This window comes from Dietzia sp. NPDC055877, from assembly GCF_053615975.1.
The window spans coordinates 52,229-69,227 of sequence record NZ_JBSHCV010000012.1 but is presented as its reverse complement, the minus strand read 5'-3'; the positions used below and the strand labels follow the sequence as shown (position 1 = coordinate 69,227).

The following is a 16,999-nucleotide window of genomic DNA, read 5'->3' as shown; positions in this document are numbered from 1 at the left end:
GCGTCAGTCCGTCCGGTACGGCAGGTGATCGAGCACCCAGTCCCAGCTGATCCGCTCCTGTTCGAGCCGGACGCGGTCGCCGAAGCGGTCGGAGACGAGGTCGTCGTAAACCGCTGCCTCCGCCGGTGTGAGCGCCGACAGGGCGGCATTCGTGGGCGTGGCTTCGCTCCCCCACCGCTCGCGATGCTCCTGCAGGGTGACTGAGTCCATGAGGAACGACCGCGTCCGGGGCAGGTGGGTCCGCAGCCGGTTCAGGATTGCGAAACCGTGGGTGTCCAGGTCGCCCCAGTAGTCGATCGCGGCGTCCTTCAGCATCGGCCACCTACCGAGTCGCGCGACGTCGAAGCCCCTGCCCCAGATGACCACGCCGTCGACGGGGACCGGGATCGTGAGGTAGGTGATCTCGTTTTCCACCACGACTGCCCTGGAGAATGTCGCGCCGAGCGCCTCGATCTCGTCGACCCGAACAGAGAGCTCCCCCACCGGGACCGGCGCGACGCCGGGCGCACAGCGCATCCGTAGGTACTCCGGCTTGGTGCGCAGACCGAGATCAGCGTGGAAGGCGCCGGCCTTGCCAGAGACGCCGAGCAGGCGCGCGAGCACCGACCGTCGGTCCTCGACGAACTTGGTGTCCACCCCGGGTGCGTCGATCTGGCGCAGATAGCGGCCCGAACCGCGCGAGGCGTCGAGCCACCGGTACGCCGCCACCAGCGTGGGCCACTCCTGCGCATACTTGAGGGCGGTCACCGGTGAGGCGAGGAGCCAGTCCCGGACGCGGTCGTCGGGAGCCGACGCCAGCATCCCCTCGAATGCCCGCACCTGGGCGCGGACGTCCAGCAGGGTCCACGCCTGGTCGAAATTGCTGATCACGGCGTGCGAGGGGACCTCGTTCCTTCCGAACGCCCGGCCGCCGATCGTCTTACGCCGCAGGCCGTAGCTCGTGCCGCCGCGCGCACCCTTCTCCAGCGCGGAGATCCAGGCTTGGACCTCGCCGAGCCGGTCACCGAGCTCGGTGGCACGCGGGCCGGTGAGCGGGACCTCGATGGGGACGAACTCCTCACCGCGTGCCACGGCCCGGAGTAGGGTGCCGTCGGCCCAGCGCCTGCGGACCTTCTCCCGGACGGCGTCCGGGGTGGCCCAGGAGCGTGCGGCAGCGGACATCAGGAGCGACCGCGCATCTCGTGGTACTCCTCGGTGTCTAGCACCACGAGCCGTGAGTACTTGCCCTCGACGTTGTCCACGTAGCCGATCGAGCGGACGTACGGCGCGATCACGTGCACCTTCTGCATGGGCGTCACGATCAGCAGCTGAATGCCCAGCTTGGCGAACAACTCCAGCGCGTAGCGGGAGGAGATGTCAGAGCCGCGGCCGAAGGCCTCGTCGATCACCGCGAAACGGAAGTCACGCGCCTTCTTGGCGCCCCACTCCAGGCCGAACTGATACGCCAGCGACGCGGCGAGGATCGTGTAGGCGAGCTTCTCCTTCTGGCCACCTGACTTCCCGTCGGAGTCGCGGTAGTGCTCCCACTCCTCGTCCGTCTCGCGGTCCCGCTCGGAGGCGGAGAAGGTGTACCAGTTGCGCACGTCGGTGACGTGCTCGCGCCACTTCCGGTCGGCGTCGCTGTAGCCCTCGCGGCCGCGGAGCCGCTCGAGGATGCCCTGCACCGCGCGGTAGCGCTGCTCGGAGTACTGGTCTCCCCCGCCGCTCAGGGCATCGTCGGTGACGGCCCGCAGCTCGGCGCGGAACTCCCGCACATGCTGGTTCACCGTGTTCTGCCGGTCCAAGCGGATGAAGCGGCCCGGGTTGAAGTCGATCGCCCCGAGCGCCTCGTTGATCTTCTCGATCTTCTGCTGGATCTCATCGGCCTTGCGCAGCAGCCAGTTGTGTAAGCCCGCCAGCTCGCGGATCGTGTTGGTGCGCAGCTGGTGCTCGAACTCGTCGACGAACCGCGGCAGGTCGTCGTTCGCCACCCGGGCATGGAAGCGCACGTACTCCGCGCGGGCCGCGACGGAGACGTCCATCTCCATGGTCTCCGCCGGCCAGCGACGACGGATCTCCGACATCGCCCGCTGCATGCTGGAGCTCTGCTCACCCAACTCGATGTTCGTCTTGTCGATCGCCGAACTCAGCTCGTCCGACAGCGCTTGCTCGTGCGAGTGGGTCGCGTCGGCGTCGGCGGCGGTCTCCGCGGTGGCGGCAGCGGGGGCAGTGGCGGCGCCGGAGGGCCCATCTGCACCCCATTCGGCGGCCTGGTGCCGCTCCCGCACCCGCGGGTAGACCTCGCGGGCCGCCGCGAGGTTGGCCTCGTCGAACTGCTCCACCACGCGCTTGTCGCGGGACATCGCCGCGGTCTCGTGCTCGATGGATCCGCGGCCCCGGCTGAGCTGGTCCGCGAGCTCGCTCGTGGTCTCGGCCAGCTCGGCGGTCCGGACATCCGCGCTGGCAAGCCGCTGGTTGATCTCCGCCAGCTCGGTGCTGCCCTCGATCAGGCGTAGCCGCTCGGCATCGGCAGCCTCGGCCCGATCCCGGGCCTGCTCCCAGTCGAGGTCCTTCCACGAGGGCTGGTCGGCCAGGCGGGCCAGTGCGGTCTGCGAGCGGGTGGCGTCCTTCCGGGCGCTCTCAGTTGACTCCAGGCCGGCGGCGAGCTCGGCGACCGTCGCGATGAGCATGTCGCAGCGCTCCTGCAGCGCGGCGACCTTCTGCTCGTTCCGCCAGCCCAGCACCCAGCCGCGCGGATCACTGGCGGACCGGGAGTCGTCCTTGACGTGCCGGTCCCGGGACCGGACCTGCCCCTCACGGGTGACGGCGCGCTCGGCCGCGCGGAACTCCTCCATCGTGTCCGCGCAGCGGTGGTCAGCCCGTGCGTACAGCTCACGGTGGAGGTACCCGCGCAGAGGCGTGTCGGCGATGTCGACGGTGTCAGCCAGGAGCAGCCCCTCGACCTGCGGACGCTGCAGGGTGACCTGCCGGTCGGGCACCCGCTCGTACACCAGTCGCACGCCGACCTCGCGGCCGTCGGAGCGTCGGGCGGTCAGCCGGCGACCGTTGACCCACTCGGCCACGTCCGCGTAGTGCTGCTGCGGCACCAGCAGCGAGAGCGCGAAACCACGCAGCACCCGCTCGGCCGCGCCCCGCCACTCGGCGTGCTCCTCGCGCATGTCGAGTAGTTCGCCGGCAAACGGCAGCTCCGCCTGCTCGAACCCGAGTTCCCGGCACAGCCGCCCGCGCAGTTCCAACTGCTCGGCCGGCAGGTTGCTGCGCCGGCCCGCGAGGCTGTCCAGCTCCTCGCTCACCTCGCGGAGCTGCTTCTTCTGCTCGCCGTGCTCCAGCACCAACTCCTGATACCGGGCGGACAGCTCCGCGGAGTCGGCCTCGAGCCGGGTCCGGCGCTGCTCGACGTGGGCGGCCAGCGCCGCGAACTCCTCGGCGCCGGACACCACCTCCAGCCCGGCGTCGGACACGGCCGCGTCGAACCTCGACCTGCGGGCACGGCGCTCCTCGGCCTCCTCGCGGGCCTGGGCGGCCTCCTGCTCCAGCTCGCCGATGCGGTTGCCGCCGGCCTCGGCACGCGCGGTGAGCAGGCGGTCGCGTTCGGCCGAGAGCGCCCCTGACTCCTCCCGGGTCTGCTTCAACTGCGCGGTGAGCGTCTCGAGCTCCGCGCGGGTCTGCTCGATCGCGGAGCGCCGCAGATCGAGGCGCAGCTCGGCGAAGTACGGGCGCAGCGCGACCTGTTCCTCACGCAGCCGGTCGCGGCGCTCGAGGGCCACGTCGTACTTCTCCGCCGAGGCGACCAGCGGCTCCAGTACCTCGAGCTGCTCCCGGGCCCGCTGCACCGCATCGTAGGCGGTGGTGAGGTCCTCGAAGTGGCTGATGATCCCGTCGATCCGGCCCTTGGCGTTGGCCGGCTCCAGCATGTGGGTTCGGACGAACTCGTTTAGATCGCCCACCGACTTCATGGAGATGGTCTGGTGGAACAGCTCCATGGCCTGCTCGGACCGGATGCCCAGGGCCCGGCGCATGATCCGGCCGTAGGACGGGAAGTCCTTTTCCACCGTCGCGCCGCCCTCGCGCAAGCGTGCCAGCAGAGTGTTGAGGTCGGAGCCGAAGTCGGTGAAGTCCTCGGCGATCGACAGTGCCCGGTCGGCGGTGACGAAGCGCCGCCACGGCTGGCCGGCGCCGTCCTGTTGCTGGAAGACCTGGGCGAGCGTCACCTGCTCGTCGTAGCCCTCGTTAGCGAACACCCCGAGGATCACCGAGTACGAATTCCGGTCACGCAGCGCGACCGGCCGGACCGTTCCGGTGGCCTCGTTGCGCTCGGTCTTGTGGTAGCCCTCCACGTAGGAGCGCAGGGTGCGTTCCTTCTTGCCGGCGCCGGCGGCCTTGTTGTAGTCGATCCGGTGCGACGGCAGCAGCAGGGTGCTCACCGCGTCGACGAGCGTGGACTTGCCACTGCCGATGTCGCCGGTGACCAGCATCGTTTCGCCGCCGGCCTCGAGTCGCCACACCTGGTGGTCGAAGGTGCCCCAGTTGTAGACCTCGAGCCGCGCCAGCCGGAACCCGGGCCGGCCGGCGTTGCCCAGCTCCACGGGCGAGAACAGTCCCTCACTCATCGCCGGCACCGCCCTCGGGGGCCGTGGTGGAGGTGGTCGGAACAGCGGCGGCCTCGTACTCGGCGAGCTTGCCCGCGAAATCGCCCAACGTCTGCGCGTCGACGTACGCCTTGAGGATCCGCCGGACCTCCCACATGCCCTTCTCGTCCTTCAACTGCCGCAGGTAGCCCAGCGCGACCAGGCGGTTGATCGACGCCTCCACCTGCCGCGTCAGACGGGCCTCGTCGGTGCTGCGGGACAGGAACAGCTCCAGCATCTCCACGATCTGCTCGGTGGACAGCACGAGCTTGCCCTGGTCGCCGGAGGACTCGAACTCGACCATCCGCTTGCGCAGCAGCACGGCGAGCAGACTGTCGGCATAGGTCAGGGCGTGCCGCCGGATGACGCGCGGCAGCGGATCCTCCCCGTCGGGGGTGTCCTTGGTGCGCAGGTAGGCAAAGCCCTCGTCCTCGTTGATCACCACGTCCAGGCCCACCACCGCGAAGTGATCGCGGAGCGCTCCGCGGTGTCGCTGCAGGTCGGCCCAGTCGTCGGACTCCTGGTAGACGACCCCCTGCATCAGGTGGATCGCACTGGTGGCGATGGCGCGTTGGTTACTGGTCATCGGCGTCTCACTTCCACGCGGGGCATCCGTGCCCTCATCGGCCGCTCGGATTCGTAGTACTCGATCACCGTCTCCTCGTTCGGGTCGGTGATCACCTCGATGTCGTCGTCGTCCAATGCGAGGTAGGTGATGAGCTCGGCCACCCCGTGCTCGACGGGATACATCGCCACAATGTCCTCGAGCAGGGCGGTGCCGCGTGCGGGGATGAGGGCGCGCAGGTGCTCGGCCAGGCGGGCGGGGTCGACGATCACCTGCTCGGCCAGCAGCGAGGTGTCCACGTCGTCCTCCTCGGCCGGCGGCAGGAGGCTGTCGACCTGCGCGGCGGGGCGGACGCTGTGCAGAGGCCGCTCGGTGGCGAGGTTGATCTCCACGCCGGTCTCCTCGAACTCCAGCCCCACCTCGGGCGGCGCCCCCGCATCGCGCAGGCGCAGCGCGGTGGCCTCGATCTCCCGCACCAGGTCCAGCACGCGCCGGTTCTCCAGCACGATCTTGTCGTCGGTGAACCGCCGCAGCTGCCCGGAGATCCGCCGGACCGTGGACTGCGTGCGCTCGGCCGCCTCGGCCCAACTGTGGTGCACGTGCCGCATCCGGCCGTCCACGCCCAGCTCCTCGATCGCCGCGATCCGCTCCAGCAGGTTCGACAGTTCCTCCTGGCTGGAGCTAGAGAGCAGCAGGTCGTAGAACGCCTGGAAGCTGCGGCCCTGGTCGGAGGAGTCGATGCGGCTGCGCCCGCCGAGCAGCTCGCCCAGCAGTTCGCCCTTGCTGCCGTCCCAGGTGGCGATCCTCTCGCGCGCCGAGCGGTCGAGCTCGCGGAAGTTCTCCTCCACCTCACGGAAGTCCGACAGCAGCTCGCGGGCGGTGGCGGCGAACTGTTGGTAGCGGTCGCGGACCGCGGTGCGGTCGAGCAGGCCGGACTCGGGGTCGTTGCGCAGCGCCTCGATCTCGTTCTCGATCTCCTGCTTGCGGCGTTCCAACTCGCGCAGCCGCCGTTCCGGGTCGGATTCGGTGCCCTGGTCGATCTGGCGCAGCAGGTCGATCGCGGTCTGCAGCCGCGATTCGGTATCGACGAACTCGCGGGACTGCAGGCTCTGCACCCACGCGTACGCCTTCTCCAGCGCCGGCGTGGCGTCGTAGTGGATCTCGTCCGAGCCCAGCGGGTAGAAGCGGCGCAGGTAGCCGTACTCGGGCGCCGCCCAGTCAGCGAGGTAGTCGGCCGCCGGACGCGGATACGGCGGGGCGTCCGGGGAGCCGGAGTTGAGGACGTACAGCTCGTCATCCAGCGCGTCGATGATCTGCCCCGCCGGGCTCGCACCACGGCTCTCGTCGACGAAGAACCGGCCCAGGAACGACAGCAGCAGCGGCGCCTGGTCCGCGCGCAACAACCGCCACGCGGGATGTTTGTCGCGCAGCGTCTCGATCGCCGCGTAGTCCACTAGGGGGTCTCCTCCGCGTTGGTGGGCCGGCTTCTGACCCGGACAAGTGTAGGAGCGCCGCCCTGCCTCACCTATCCGGCCCGACCCCGCCGCGCGCGGTCGCAGCATTCGTCTCCCGAGGCCTACCGACAGCCGGCCCGCGTACCCTGGACCCGCGATCCCGACACGGGCGAGTACATGCAACTGACCAAGGCGGTTCGGGATGGGCTGGCGGGCTCGGGGGCTGTAAGGGGATGACGACGACGAGGAATTCGCTCACCGGAGCTGGCCCGCATGACGGACGTTCCGGCTGCCCGGCATCGCCAAGTCACCGAGAAGCCGCGCCAGCGATACCCACCCACACGTCTCCGCCATCGCTCACGACTTGCAGTCAGGATTCAGCCAACCTCCGAGCTGAGCCGATGGCGGATGCCCGCGAAGCGGCCTGCGGGAGCCGAGGCCGCGTCGAGCAGAGTGTCCACGTTGATCGGGGCCATGTACCTCCGCGGTCGACGACGGCGATGACGCGCGTTCCGGCTACGAGCCGCTTGCCGAACTCAGCTCTTCCCCGCCGGAGGACTCAAGTCGATGGTGGGGAGCCGGTCTGTCTTGAGCCCGCGCCTCTCGAGTAGTTCGACCATATCCTCCTGCCGCGGTTGGCCCAAGGTGAGGCGGTACAGGGTGAGCGCGGTGGTCAGACGTCTGTACTTGGCGATGTCCTGGCTCATCGGGAAGGTGGCGATCACGCGGTGGATACGCGCCGACCCCGGGTAAACCCACCACGGGGAGAACTCGCCCAGACCCGTTTCAGCTTTCTCCGCGGCCTCGAACGCCGTCCGCCACGCGCGCCGGCCCGACGAGGCGAGAACGTCGTCCCAATGCCGCTCCGCAACGTTCTTACGCACCGCGTGACCGGCAAACCTATTGACTCGGCCTTCTCGCTGTTCGAAATCGACCGGGTTCGACGGGAGGTTCCAGTGCACGACCGAGTGGCACCACCAGTGAAAATCGATCCCTTCCTGCCCCACGCTGGTCGAGGCGAGGACGAACGGGGCGAAAGGGCTGTTGAAAGCTTGGCGAACTTCGCCCTGTCGCATTGCCTGTCCTGCATCGGACTGGTTCGCACCGCCGTACTGCAGGGCGAACCGTGAACTCAACTGGATCTGTTCCCTGTCGAGGGTGGTCTCGTGCGCTCTATAGGTTGCGCGCCGAATACCGACCGCCCCGGCCAACTGTTCAGCGAGAAAGAGGAGCGACTCGTCGTCGAGCTCCCGTCCCCCGAGCTCACTGTGAAGTTGGAAGACGTACTCATCGAGCACCGCGCGAAGGTTACCGTCCTCGCAGTAGGCCAGCACCTTCTGCCACTGAGTCTTCCCCGTGCGGTAGAGCGTGTCGAGCAGCGCCATTGATCCGGGCCTGTTGAACAGCGCGCGCAAGCCTTCGGCCACGACGAACGCGGCTCGCCACTGCCCCGCCTCGGTCGTCCCCTCGCCGGCTACGGATCGAATCGCACCAAGTGCGCTTACGCCGGGCGCGAAGGCTGCCAGGCGAGCGAGGTCCGGGTGGCTGACGATGTCGTCGCGCTTCGCCGCAGATTCCGACGCCGTGGCGTGCGCTTCCTGCACGTGGAGGGCGAAGCCTCGCGCACCGATTGCGGGGTGGGTTCCGTCGTCGTCGCTGTGTTGAAGTTCGTCGACTATTTCATCCGGTGTCTGCGCGAGCAGCTCGTCGGGAAGAGACCCCGGGTATGCGAAGAATGCGTCGGACGCGTGCTCGGTTTCCCCTGAGGTCTCTTGTGCCGACTCGACGGACTCCAGCAGCTCGTCTGCGCTGATCTGACGTCCTGCCTGACGTGCCGCCCTGAGCGGATCACCGATCGACGCCAGCTGCGGATGCGGCCAAAAGAGCGAGAGGGTGGACATCGCGCCCGGCTTCTCGCCGTCCACGAGCCGGTACTGCAGCCGGTTCTTGGTCACGGCCTCGCGACCCTCCTGGGAGTTCTCCTTCCAGTAACTCCGGTCGTCGGCAATCAAGCGGTCCGCCTCATAGCTGAGGAGCCCGGCAAGCGACTTGGGGACGCCCGACCATGCGGAGAACACGACGTGCTTGGTCACCTCGGAGCCCAGGCGATCGTAGATCTCTCCGGGAATCAGGTAGGGCATCGACGGAGGCATCCAGAGCATGGCCCACCAGCCGGCGCCGACGGTGCGCTCCGCCAGTGCACGAAGATGCCCGTGGCCCAGGTCAATGGGGTCGAATCTGCGGAGCGCGTGCGGATCGAGCGACCGTGTGGCTCGAAGCGCCACCTCGGTGGCAGCGGTGTCGGCGTCCTCCCCCGCTTCCCGCTGTTCCCGTGCCGACCGGATCCGCACCTCCTGCAGATAGCCGTCCATGAAGTTCGCGAAATACGGGATCGACTTCCAGTGCTCGAGGCTGACCGCGGCGTCAACCGTGTCCCCGAAGCGGTGCAGTGCGACCCAGTCCCGGATGTCCTCGGGCGTCGGATCAGCCGAGCCCAGCGGGACCACCTTCACCAGATCCTCGTTCTGGCCCAACGGTGGTCGTTCTGACCTGGTCATGTAAGGCAGCAGCGCCGAGCGAGCATCCCGGGCTGCGGCGGCAGCGTCACCGCCAGCTGTGAGTTCACGCCGGTACCGCGCCAGGGCCGCCGCCACCGCATCCTCGTGGCCATCGGAAAGAAACCGGATCGTGGCGATGAAGTCGCTGTAGTGGTCCTCCCCGTCCTCATCCGCGTGGGTGAACGGCTTGTACGGCGTCGCGGACAGCAGCAGCACTTTGGTCTGTTTCTGAAGGAACAGCGCGTGGGCCAACTCTCCCGCCTCACCGCTGTCCGGGTCAAGGAGATCCCGGAAGCGTTGGAACTCGTCCAGGATCACCAGGTGGGGCCTGAGCATGGAGGCGCCGGCAGTGGCCAGAGTCCGGCGGAGCTCAGCGATGCTCTCCTGAGCCCGGTGCCACCGCTGGTCATTGCCACGCGGGTCGGCGGCATACTCTCGCCGCAACTCGCAGAACCGGTCGAGCGCACCGGACTCTCTGATGTCTTGTTCGAACCGCTCCACGATCGCGAGGTCGAGAGGCTTCTGCTCCACCTGGTCGATGAGCTGATCGAAGGATTCGCGATACCAAACCATGCCTTGGAGGACGTCTCGTCCCGCTCTCCGAGAACGACTATCCAGGCGTTCGGACCTCTCGATCAGGTGCGCAATGATTGCTCGCTCCTCGGCTTTTCCCTGCCTATGCCCGCGGTTGTGGAAGGACGTGCCCGGGGTCAGCGAGAGGAGGTTCACCGCTGTGACCGAACGATCGGGGTCGACCAGGACGGGGTTCTGCACCAGCATCGACAGACGGGTGGCGACCTCGGTCTCCTGTTCCCCGGTCACGTTGAGTCGACGCAGGTTCTGCTTTGCCAGATCCTGGTTGCTGCAGACGTAGATGATGTTGATCGGCCCTGGCGCGGTGACGCGGAGGTGGTCGATCGTGGTGGCCACGACCCCCCGCGCGACGATCGATTTGCCCAATCCGGTTTCATCCGCGATGAGGAATCGCCCTGACCGGCCCTCGGCTCCGGGGCCGAAGAACTGCTCGGTGACGTGCTCGACGGCCGCCAATTGGAACGGTTTGAGCCCTCCTAAAACCGCCTGGAGATCGAGCTCGCTCATTGATCGCCTCTGTCCGCCAGCTCGTGCGCGGACCACACCGCTGCCCACAGCGATTCGAAGCCCTCTGGAACAACGCCGTCGTCCCCGGAGTGGCGCGACAGGAAGTCGATGAGCTTGCTGACCTCGTCCAGCCCCTCGTGGCCCACCGCGACGGCCCGCAGCAGGGCTTCGAACAACCCCGTGCCGGAGCCGGGATCCACTCCGCCGCCGGCGAACTGGCCCCGTTGGTCGAAGACCCAAGTCCCCTCCGAGCCAGATCGTGTGAGCTCGAGCATGAGCCTGAGCAGGTGAACAAACGCCTCGCGGTCTGTGAGTTGCTCGGCAATGATCGCCTGAGCCCGATCGGGCGGGTCGCCCTCGAGCCGAGCAAGGGCGAGCGTTCGGCGGGTGGTGCCGTCCGCGTGGCGTGCGATGAACTCGATGAAGGGGGTCACGTCCGCCAGCGCGACGTTCGTGATCTCAGCCCCGCCATCTGCGTCCAGATCGGACAACGCACACTCACCCGGGTGCCGCAGCGGTCGCCACCCAACCGTGACCCCGTCGTCATTTGTCCCTCCGACGCCAGGCACCGGTTCGGCTGAAGCGACCCGGAGGTCGTACGGTCCGGGCCCGGTGACCGTGACGGTCAATCGCAGTGCAGCGAGCTTCCGGAGTTCCTCTTCGAGGAGCCATCGGACGCCCTCGCTCGGGTCAGCAGGTTCGCCGCCTTCAGTCGGATGGGCCTCAAGCAGCTCGCCCATGGCGTTGACTACTGCTTCGGAACCAACGCTCCTGCGACTTCCCCCCAGCTCCACCATCACCTCGACGTTCTGCCCCCACCCCGCCACTGTGGCGTTGGCCGAGCCTAGGAACATCCGGCTGCGGTGACTGTAGTCCACCAGTACGACCTTTGCGTGCAATCCGACCAGACGCTCACTGCCTTGTTCTTGGACCGCGTCCTCAACTGCCATCTCCTCCAGGACCAGGGTCGTGATCTTCCCCTTTAGGCTGGCCGGCTCGAGTTGATCGAGCGTGTCCGCCCGCGAGAGCAGAACGGTCCGACCGCTGATCTCGCCCCGGATGGCATCGAGCTGTTGTCCGGTCACGAACGGCGAGATCACGAGCACCTGCGATCCTTCTAGGTCCGGCTCAGCGGGCACCGAAAGCCCGAACACGTGGAAGTTGAGCACTTCCATCCCTGGCGGGTCCTCCCAGACGATCCCCGACCATCTCTCGGCAAGCGCATCGATCCGCGCTCGCCGCTCCTCATCGAGCGGATGGACGGCGAAATCAGGTAGCGCTCGTAGAAGTTCGACGAGCGGCGCGTTCTTCTCTCGCGCCTGGCTGGGGTCCTGGTCGTTCGGGACTTCACCATCGAGCCTCAGAATCACGTCCCAACTGCGATCTGCGGTGAGGTTGCGACTGGCGCACAGAAAGCGATAGATGCGCTCGTCGTCGTTCCCAAACTCCAGGAACCACACCTTGGGGTGAAACAACCCACCCTCGTGGGTGACGGGGTGGACCATCGCCTCGAGGAACGCCACCAACTTGGACTGAGTGTCTGCGGAGAGGGCACCGGCCTGCGCGAAGATGTCCACCTTCTCGGTGGCTCGGCGCAGAGCCTCGAAGATGCCCAGTTCGCCATCCTGCGCGGTGATCCGGCGGGAGGCGAATGACAGCGGCACCGCCAGCGCGGTCTCGAGGTCGAGTGTGAACGTGGTCCCCACCGCGTGGAGGAGATCGAAGCCCGGCGGGGGCGCCAACTGCTCAGTGAGCGCCATGCGGGTTTGCGGCTCAAGCACTCAGTGGCTCCCGGGTTCGTTGAGTCCGTTGTGGAGATCCTCGAGGATCCGTTGAACGTAGCTCCACCTGAAGTTCAGCCGCGCCGCGCCGGACGCCCCTCCCCACGAGGAGAGTCGCTTGTCCGAGAGAAGGCGGCCGTGCTGTCGTTTCGTCTCCTTTTCCCGGCGGGCAATGAGCTCCCATGCTGCCGATGACCGAGTCAGGGACGAGACTGGATCCTGCCGCGAGAAGTGCTCGCGCACTAGACCGGTCCAATTGTGGACGAAACGCTGCGTCTGTCCGGGAACAGGACGCGAGCGCTGAGCGTCCGCCAAAGTGATCAGTTCGTGGACGTCCCACGTGTCGATCGGTACTTCATTGGGCAGTTCGTGAGCCCAGCCTGCGAGTCGCGATTCATACTCCTCGACGAGGTCCTCGTGCCCTTCGAAGCCCGCGGCCTCGTACCTTTCGGCGAGCATCAGGTTGTAGAGGAGCTGCGCTCCGTGGATCACTGCTGAGAACGCCCGGGCGTGACCCAGCTGCGAACGCAGCGCCCCGGTAACGCCCTGCGCGGCTGCGTCCTCCCACGGGAAGGCTGCCTCCTCTTCGGGCGGATGGTGGATGAAGTACTCCAACAGGGTGCCTGGGGCTGCAGTGATCATGCGGTCTCGGAGCCACTCAGCCTCCTCGCGAGTGAGGGTGAAGCCGCTTGGCACGGCAGTGGGGAACCCTGCGGGAGGAACCGGGATTCTGCCGTGCCAAGTGCCCTGAGTGCGGACGGCATCGTCCGACTCCATCACTTCCGTCTCGTTGGTGAGTAAAGTGCTCTCTCGCGTGGCTCCTGCATCGTGCCGGATCCCATACGTCCCCAAGGCAGCCCAATAGATCTGTGAGGGCAGTGTCTTTAGCCCCGCCCCAGCTCTCGACCCGAGAAGCCCATCTGAGTCCTCTGCGTCTGCGAAGGCCGTAACCAGCCGTCGTTCGAGCCGTTCGGCTTCCCTTACGGGATGATGGGTGTGGGCGGCCTGGGTGTAGATCCACGGGACGAACAGCAGGTAGCGCGCACGGGTGTGCAAGGTCGACGAGCCCGGGAACAGCATGTCGCCGAGGGCGTCGCGGATTGTGCCAATGCCGAGCTCATCGCGCGCTTCTCGGTCGGTGAACATCTGGATGATGTCGCGCATTCGGCGTTGCTCCTCGCTCGACGCGTCGAGCCACGCGATCTGTGACGGCATGGGGTCCATTGTTACTACGAGCGAACCCGCGGCATCACCAGCCCGTGGTTTCCGTGAGGACATCTGTAATTCGCAGTGATTGCAGACCCGGGGGCCGGCTCGCTAACGGTGGGGCCGGCGCAGGTAGCCGTACTCGGGCGCGGCCCAGTCGGCGAGGTAGTCCCCTGCCCCGGCTGCCAGATGTCGAAGCGCCCGCGAGTACGCGCACTCACGGCGGTTAGACACAGCCCTGAAGGCCAAGTCCGACCGGCTGGCGCCTTGCGGATGCACAGCTCTTCCTTGAAGCGGTCGGGAACGGTAACCGATGAACAGTTCCTCTCTCAACCATCCAAGCCTCGGTTGTTGACGACGGTCGAAATGTAGTCCAGTAACGACGGTCGAAAAGGTTGCCACCCGAGCACGATTGTGAGGGTGATCAGCGTGGAAGACTGGGCCAGGATCCGGTACCTGCATCAGGTCGAGAGAAAGTCCAGGCGAGCAATAGCGGCTGAGATGGGCGTGGCCCGTAAGACAGTGGCCAGGGCGTTGGCGTCGTCGGAACCTCCGTCGTATGCGCCGCGCCCGCCGGTGGAATCTGCCTGGTCACGCTCAGAGCCGGCGGTGCGGGCGTTGCTGCGAGCGCATCCGTCGATGCCGGCAACAGTGCTGGCAGAACGCGTAGGATGGACCGGTTCGATCACCTGGTTCCGCCAGAACGTGGCCCGTCTGCGTCCGGAGTACAGACCGGCAGATCCGGTCGACCACCTGCTCCACAACCCGGGGAACAGGTCCAGTGCGATCTGTGGTTCCCGGCCGTCGATATCCCCGTCTCCGGCGGCATTGCCAGGTTCCCGGTGCTGGTGATGGTGGCCTGTCACTCCCGGTTCGTCACCGCGATGATGCTGCCGTCACGTCGCACCCCTGACCTGCTGGCAGGGATGTGGGAGTTGCTGTCCGGCCAACTGGGCGCGGTCCCGCGGTCGCTGTTGTGGGACAACGAAGCCGGAATTGGGCGCGGTGGCCGCCTCGCCGAGGGCGTGAGCGGGTTCTGCGGGGTGCTGGCCACCCGCTTGATCCAGGCGCCGCCACGCGATCCGGAGACCAAGGGCATCGTCGAGCGAGCGAACCGTTACTTGGAAACGTCCTTCTTGCCGGGCCGCGCCTTCACCGGTCCGGAGGACTTCAACGACCAGCTCGCGGAGTGGCTGGAGAAGCGGTCGAATCGCCGAGTGGTGCGAGCGATCAAAGCCCGCCCGGTGGAGGCGTTGGAGCACGACCGGGCAGCGATGGGGGCGCTTCCTCCGGTCCCGCCGGCCACCGCGCAGCAGTTCACCATCCGACTCTCCCGCTCGTACTACATCCGGGCAGCCAGCTGCGACTACTCGGTGGACCCGACGATGATCGACCGACTCGTACAAGTCGAGGTCACGCTCAACCAGGTGAACATCCGCCATCAAGGGCAGCTGGTCGGCGCCCATCGACGGCAGTGGGCCCACGGCCTGGTCGTCACCGATCCGGCACACGTCGAGATCGCCGCCAGTTTGCGCAAGGCCTTTAAGTCCGGCCGGTCTGCTCCGCCGGACCAGAACTGGGACCGCGACCTGTCCTACTACGACCAAGCCTGCGGCATCGATCCCGCCGCTATCGAAGGGCAGGTCGCGTGATGGACCAGGATAAGACTCTCAGCCGGATCGACTACCTGGCCCGGGCGCTCAAGGCGCCCCGCATCCGAGAAAATGCTCGAGCACTCGCCCCGCGGGCACTCAAAGAAGCCTGGGCCGGGCCGCAATATCTGGAAGCCGTTCTCTCCGCTGAAGTCGCAGCAAGAGAAGCCTCCGGCGCCCGGATCCGGATCAAAGGCGCGGGCTTTCCCGCGATCAAGACGGTGACCGATTTCAACTTCGACCACCAGCCCGACGCCGACCCCGGCCAGATACACCGACTCGCCGCCGGCGGCTACCTGGCAGAACACCGCAACATCATCCTGCTGGGCCCGCCCGGAACCGGGAAGACCCACCTGGCGATCGCATTGGGCATCTCAGCCGCCACCGCCGGCACCCGCGTCGCGTTCGACACCGCCGCTGGCTGGGTCAGCCGGCTGCAGTCGGCTCACGGGGTAGGCCGACTGGACGCCGAACTGCGCAAGATCGACCGGTACGGGCTCATCGTCATCGACGAGGTCGGCTACCTGCCCTTCAGTGGGGACGCCGCCCACCTTTTCTTCCAACTCGTCGCCCGCCGATACGAAACAGCTTCGATCATCCTGACCTCGAACCTGGCCTTCTCCCGGTGGGGCGAAGGATTCGACGACCAGGTCGTAGCCGCCGCCATGATCGACCGCATGGCTCACCACGCCGACGTCATCACGCTCACCGGATCGAGCTACCGACTTCGCCACAACGACATCGACACACTGCCCTCCGCTACCGCGGAGCACAAGGCACACTAGAACCAACCGACGTGGTTCCCTTTTCGACCGTCGCGAACGGCAACCAATTCAACCGGCGCCAACATCGGTGAGTGCCCCAACTTCCTCGATTGCGGTCGAACCTGGCAATGTAGCAACGGACCGAGCCGTGACGGATCACTCTTCGCGAATATCAGTTCGGTAGTTCAGGCCGGTTTGCACCATTGCAATAGTCCCCGAATACGTAGACTGCAACCGTCATCGTCCGTAACCAGCCGACTTCCGCTCGTGCACGGACACTCTCGCACTGTCGAGTCCCATTGAATGGAGAGCGATGCCCCGCACCTCAGCCCAGACCCTTCGACTTTGGCTACTTGATGCTTTGCTTGAACTCGGTGGTTCAGGCACGAAGCGCGAAGTGCTAGACGAGATCGAACGACAGTACGGTCACCTTGTTACCGACGGGGACCGCCAAATGTTGACCAGTCGGAATGAAATAAAGTGGGAAAACAGCGTGGCTTGGGAGCGCAGCAAACTGGTTGACGAAAGACTACTTGCCCCAGACTCTCCGAAGAACTGGTGGAGCCTCACTGGTGCCGGTGTCGTTGCGGCAGAACGCTCGCTTCAAACGCGAGGCCGCAAGGCTAACACCGTTGCCCTGCCTGAGCCAGAGACTGCGCCGCCCGCCGAAGCGACCGACCGACCACAGGCCGGTCAGTCGATTAACGAGTTCAAACCAAAGAACTCTGGCGAATACCGCGTGGCAGTCAAAGCGACGGAACAGGTCAAAAGTCGGCATCACGAGAAGTTGATCTCGGACTATGGAGCCTGGCTGGTGACCGGCCAATTCAGGCCGGTCACCAACTGCCATCCGATCGACTTCATGGTGAAGGGCGGGGCCCAACCGGCATTGGGGGAAGCGAAGATTCTCTACAAGGGCAACGCAACGAACGCAGTGCGAGAAGCGTCGGCCCAGCTACTAATGTATCGCCACTTTCTTTACCCCAATGAGAAATGTGAATTGCTGGCGCTGTTCAGCGAAGACGTCGGAAGGGCGTACGTCAACTTTCTAACTTCTCTGAATATTCATTCGGTTTGGTGGGATGGCATTTCGTGGACTGGTTCAAAGCGTGCATATGAACTCGGTTTAGCCAAGAAGGTCATTGATTCAGATTAGCGCCCTTGATGAGGTGGCGAGGAGTGGGATGGCGCGCCTGACGCGCCCAAAGATCACCGGCAGGGCGGAGTTGACCGCATCGTCGGCGTATTCTCCCGCGAAATCGCGCGGACATGATGTCCGCGCTTCCGCGC

The 16,999-nt window shown here is 66.5% G+C and carries 9 protein-coding genes and 1 pseudogene; 3 read left to right on the top strand and 7 right to left on the bottom strand.

What is annotated here, in order from left to right; genetic code table 11:
- Nucleotides 1-3: 3 nt before the first annotated feature.
- From ACWGLC_RS12795 to ACWGLC_RS12765, 7 genes are all read right to left on the bottom strand, one after another.
- Nucleotides 4-1,161: a Wadjet anti-phage system protein JetD domain-containing protein gene (locus tag ACWGLC_RS12795; RefSeq protein WP_452100237.1), complete on the bottom strand. Its 1,158-nt coding sequence runs from the start codon at nt 1,159-1,161 to the stop codon at nt 4-6.
- Nucleotides 1,161-4,610, bottom strand: coding sequence for an ATP-binding protein (locus ACWGLC_RS12790; protein ID WP_452100236.1), 3,450 nt, complete (start codon nt 4,608-4,610; stop codon nt 1,161-1,163). Before ACWGLC_RS12790 ends, ACWGLC_RS12795 begins: the two co-directional genes overlap by 1 nt.
- On the bottom strand, nt 4,603-5,214 hold the full coding sequence (locus ACWGLC_RS12785) for a DUF4194 domain-containing protein (protein ID WP_452100235.1): 612 nt from the start codon (nt 5,212-5,214) through the stop codon (nt 4,603-4,605). Before ACWGLC_RS12785 ends, ACWGLC_RS12790 begins: the two co-directional genes overlap by 8 nt.
- Nucleotides 5,211-6,647, bottom strand: a complete 1,437-nt coding sequence (locus tag ACWGLC_RS12780; protein ID WP_452100234.1) for a DUF3375 domain-containing protein — start codon at nt 6,645-6,647, stop codon at nt 5,211-5,213. The genes ACWGLC_RS12785 and ACWGLC_RS12780 overlap by 4 nt, the downstream gene beginning before the upstream one ends.
- 536 nt (nt 6,648-7,183) lie before the next feature.
- Complete coding sequence (locus tag ACWGLC_RS12775) at nt 7,184-10,135, bottom strand: helicase-related protein (protein ID WP_452100233.1); 2,952 nt, start codon at nt 10,133-10,135, stop codon at nt 7,184-7,186.
- A 167-nt stretch (nt 10,136-10,302) separates the two neighbouring features.
- On the bottom strand, nt 10,303-12,012 hold the full coding sequence (locus tag ACWGLC_RS12770; protein WP_452100232.1) for a phospholipase D family protein: 1,710 nt from the start codon (nt 12,010-12,012) through the stop codon (nt 10,303-10,305).
- A gap of 75 nt (nt 12,013-12,087) precedes the next feature.
- The gene (locus tag ACWGLC_RS12765) at nt 12,088-13,302 is read right to left on the bottom strand and encodes a DUF6361 family protein (protein WP_452100231.1); all 1,215 of its coding nucleotides are present in this window, start codon (nt 13,300-13,302) and stop codon (nt 12,088-12,090) included.
- Between the two features lie 420 nt (nt 13,303-13,722).
- Here ACWGLC_RS12765 and istA point away from each other — a divergent pair.
- The 3 genes and pseudogenes from istA to ACWGLC_RS12750 all read left to right on the top strand — a co-directional run bounded on the left by istA (nt 13,723) and on the right by ACWGLC_RS12750 (nt 16,865).
- A pseudogene (istA, locus tag ACWGLC_RS12760) lies at nt 13,723-14,945 on the top strand (IS21 family transposase).
- Nucleotides 14,945-15,730, top strand: a complete 786-nt coding sequence (gene istB / locus ACWGLC_RS12755; RefSeq protein WP_452100230.1) for an IS21-like element helper ATPase IstB — start codon at nt 14,945-14,947, stop codon at nt 15,728-15,730. Before istA ends, istB begins: the two are co-directional and overlap by 1 nt.
- Nucleotides 15,731-16,022: 292 nt before the next feature.
- Complete coding sequence (locus ACWGLC_RS12750; protein ID WP_452100229.1) at nt 16,023-16,865, top strand: winged helix-turn-helix domain-containing protein; 843 nt, start codon at nt 16,023-16,025, stop codon at nt 16,863-16,865.
- Nucleotides 16,866-16,999 lie beyond the last annotated feature (134 nt).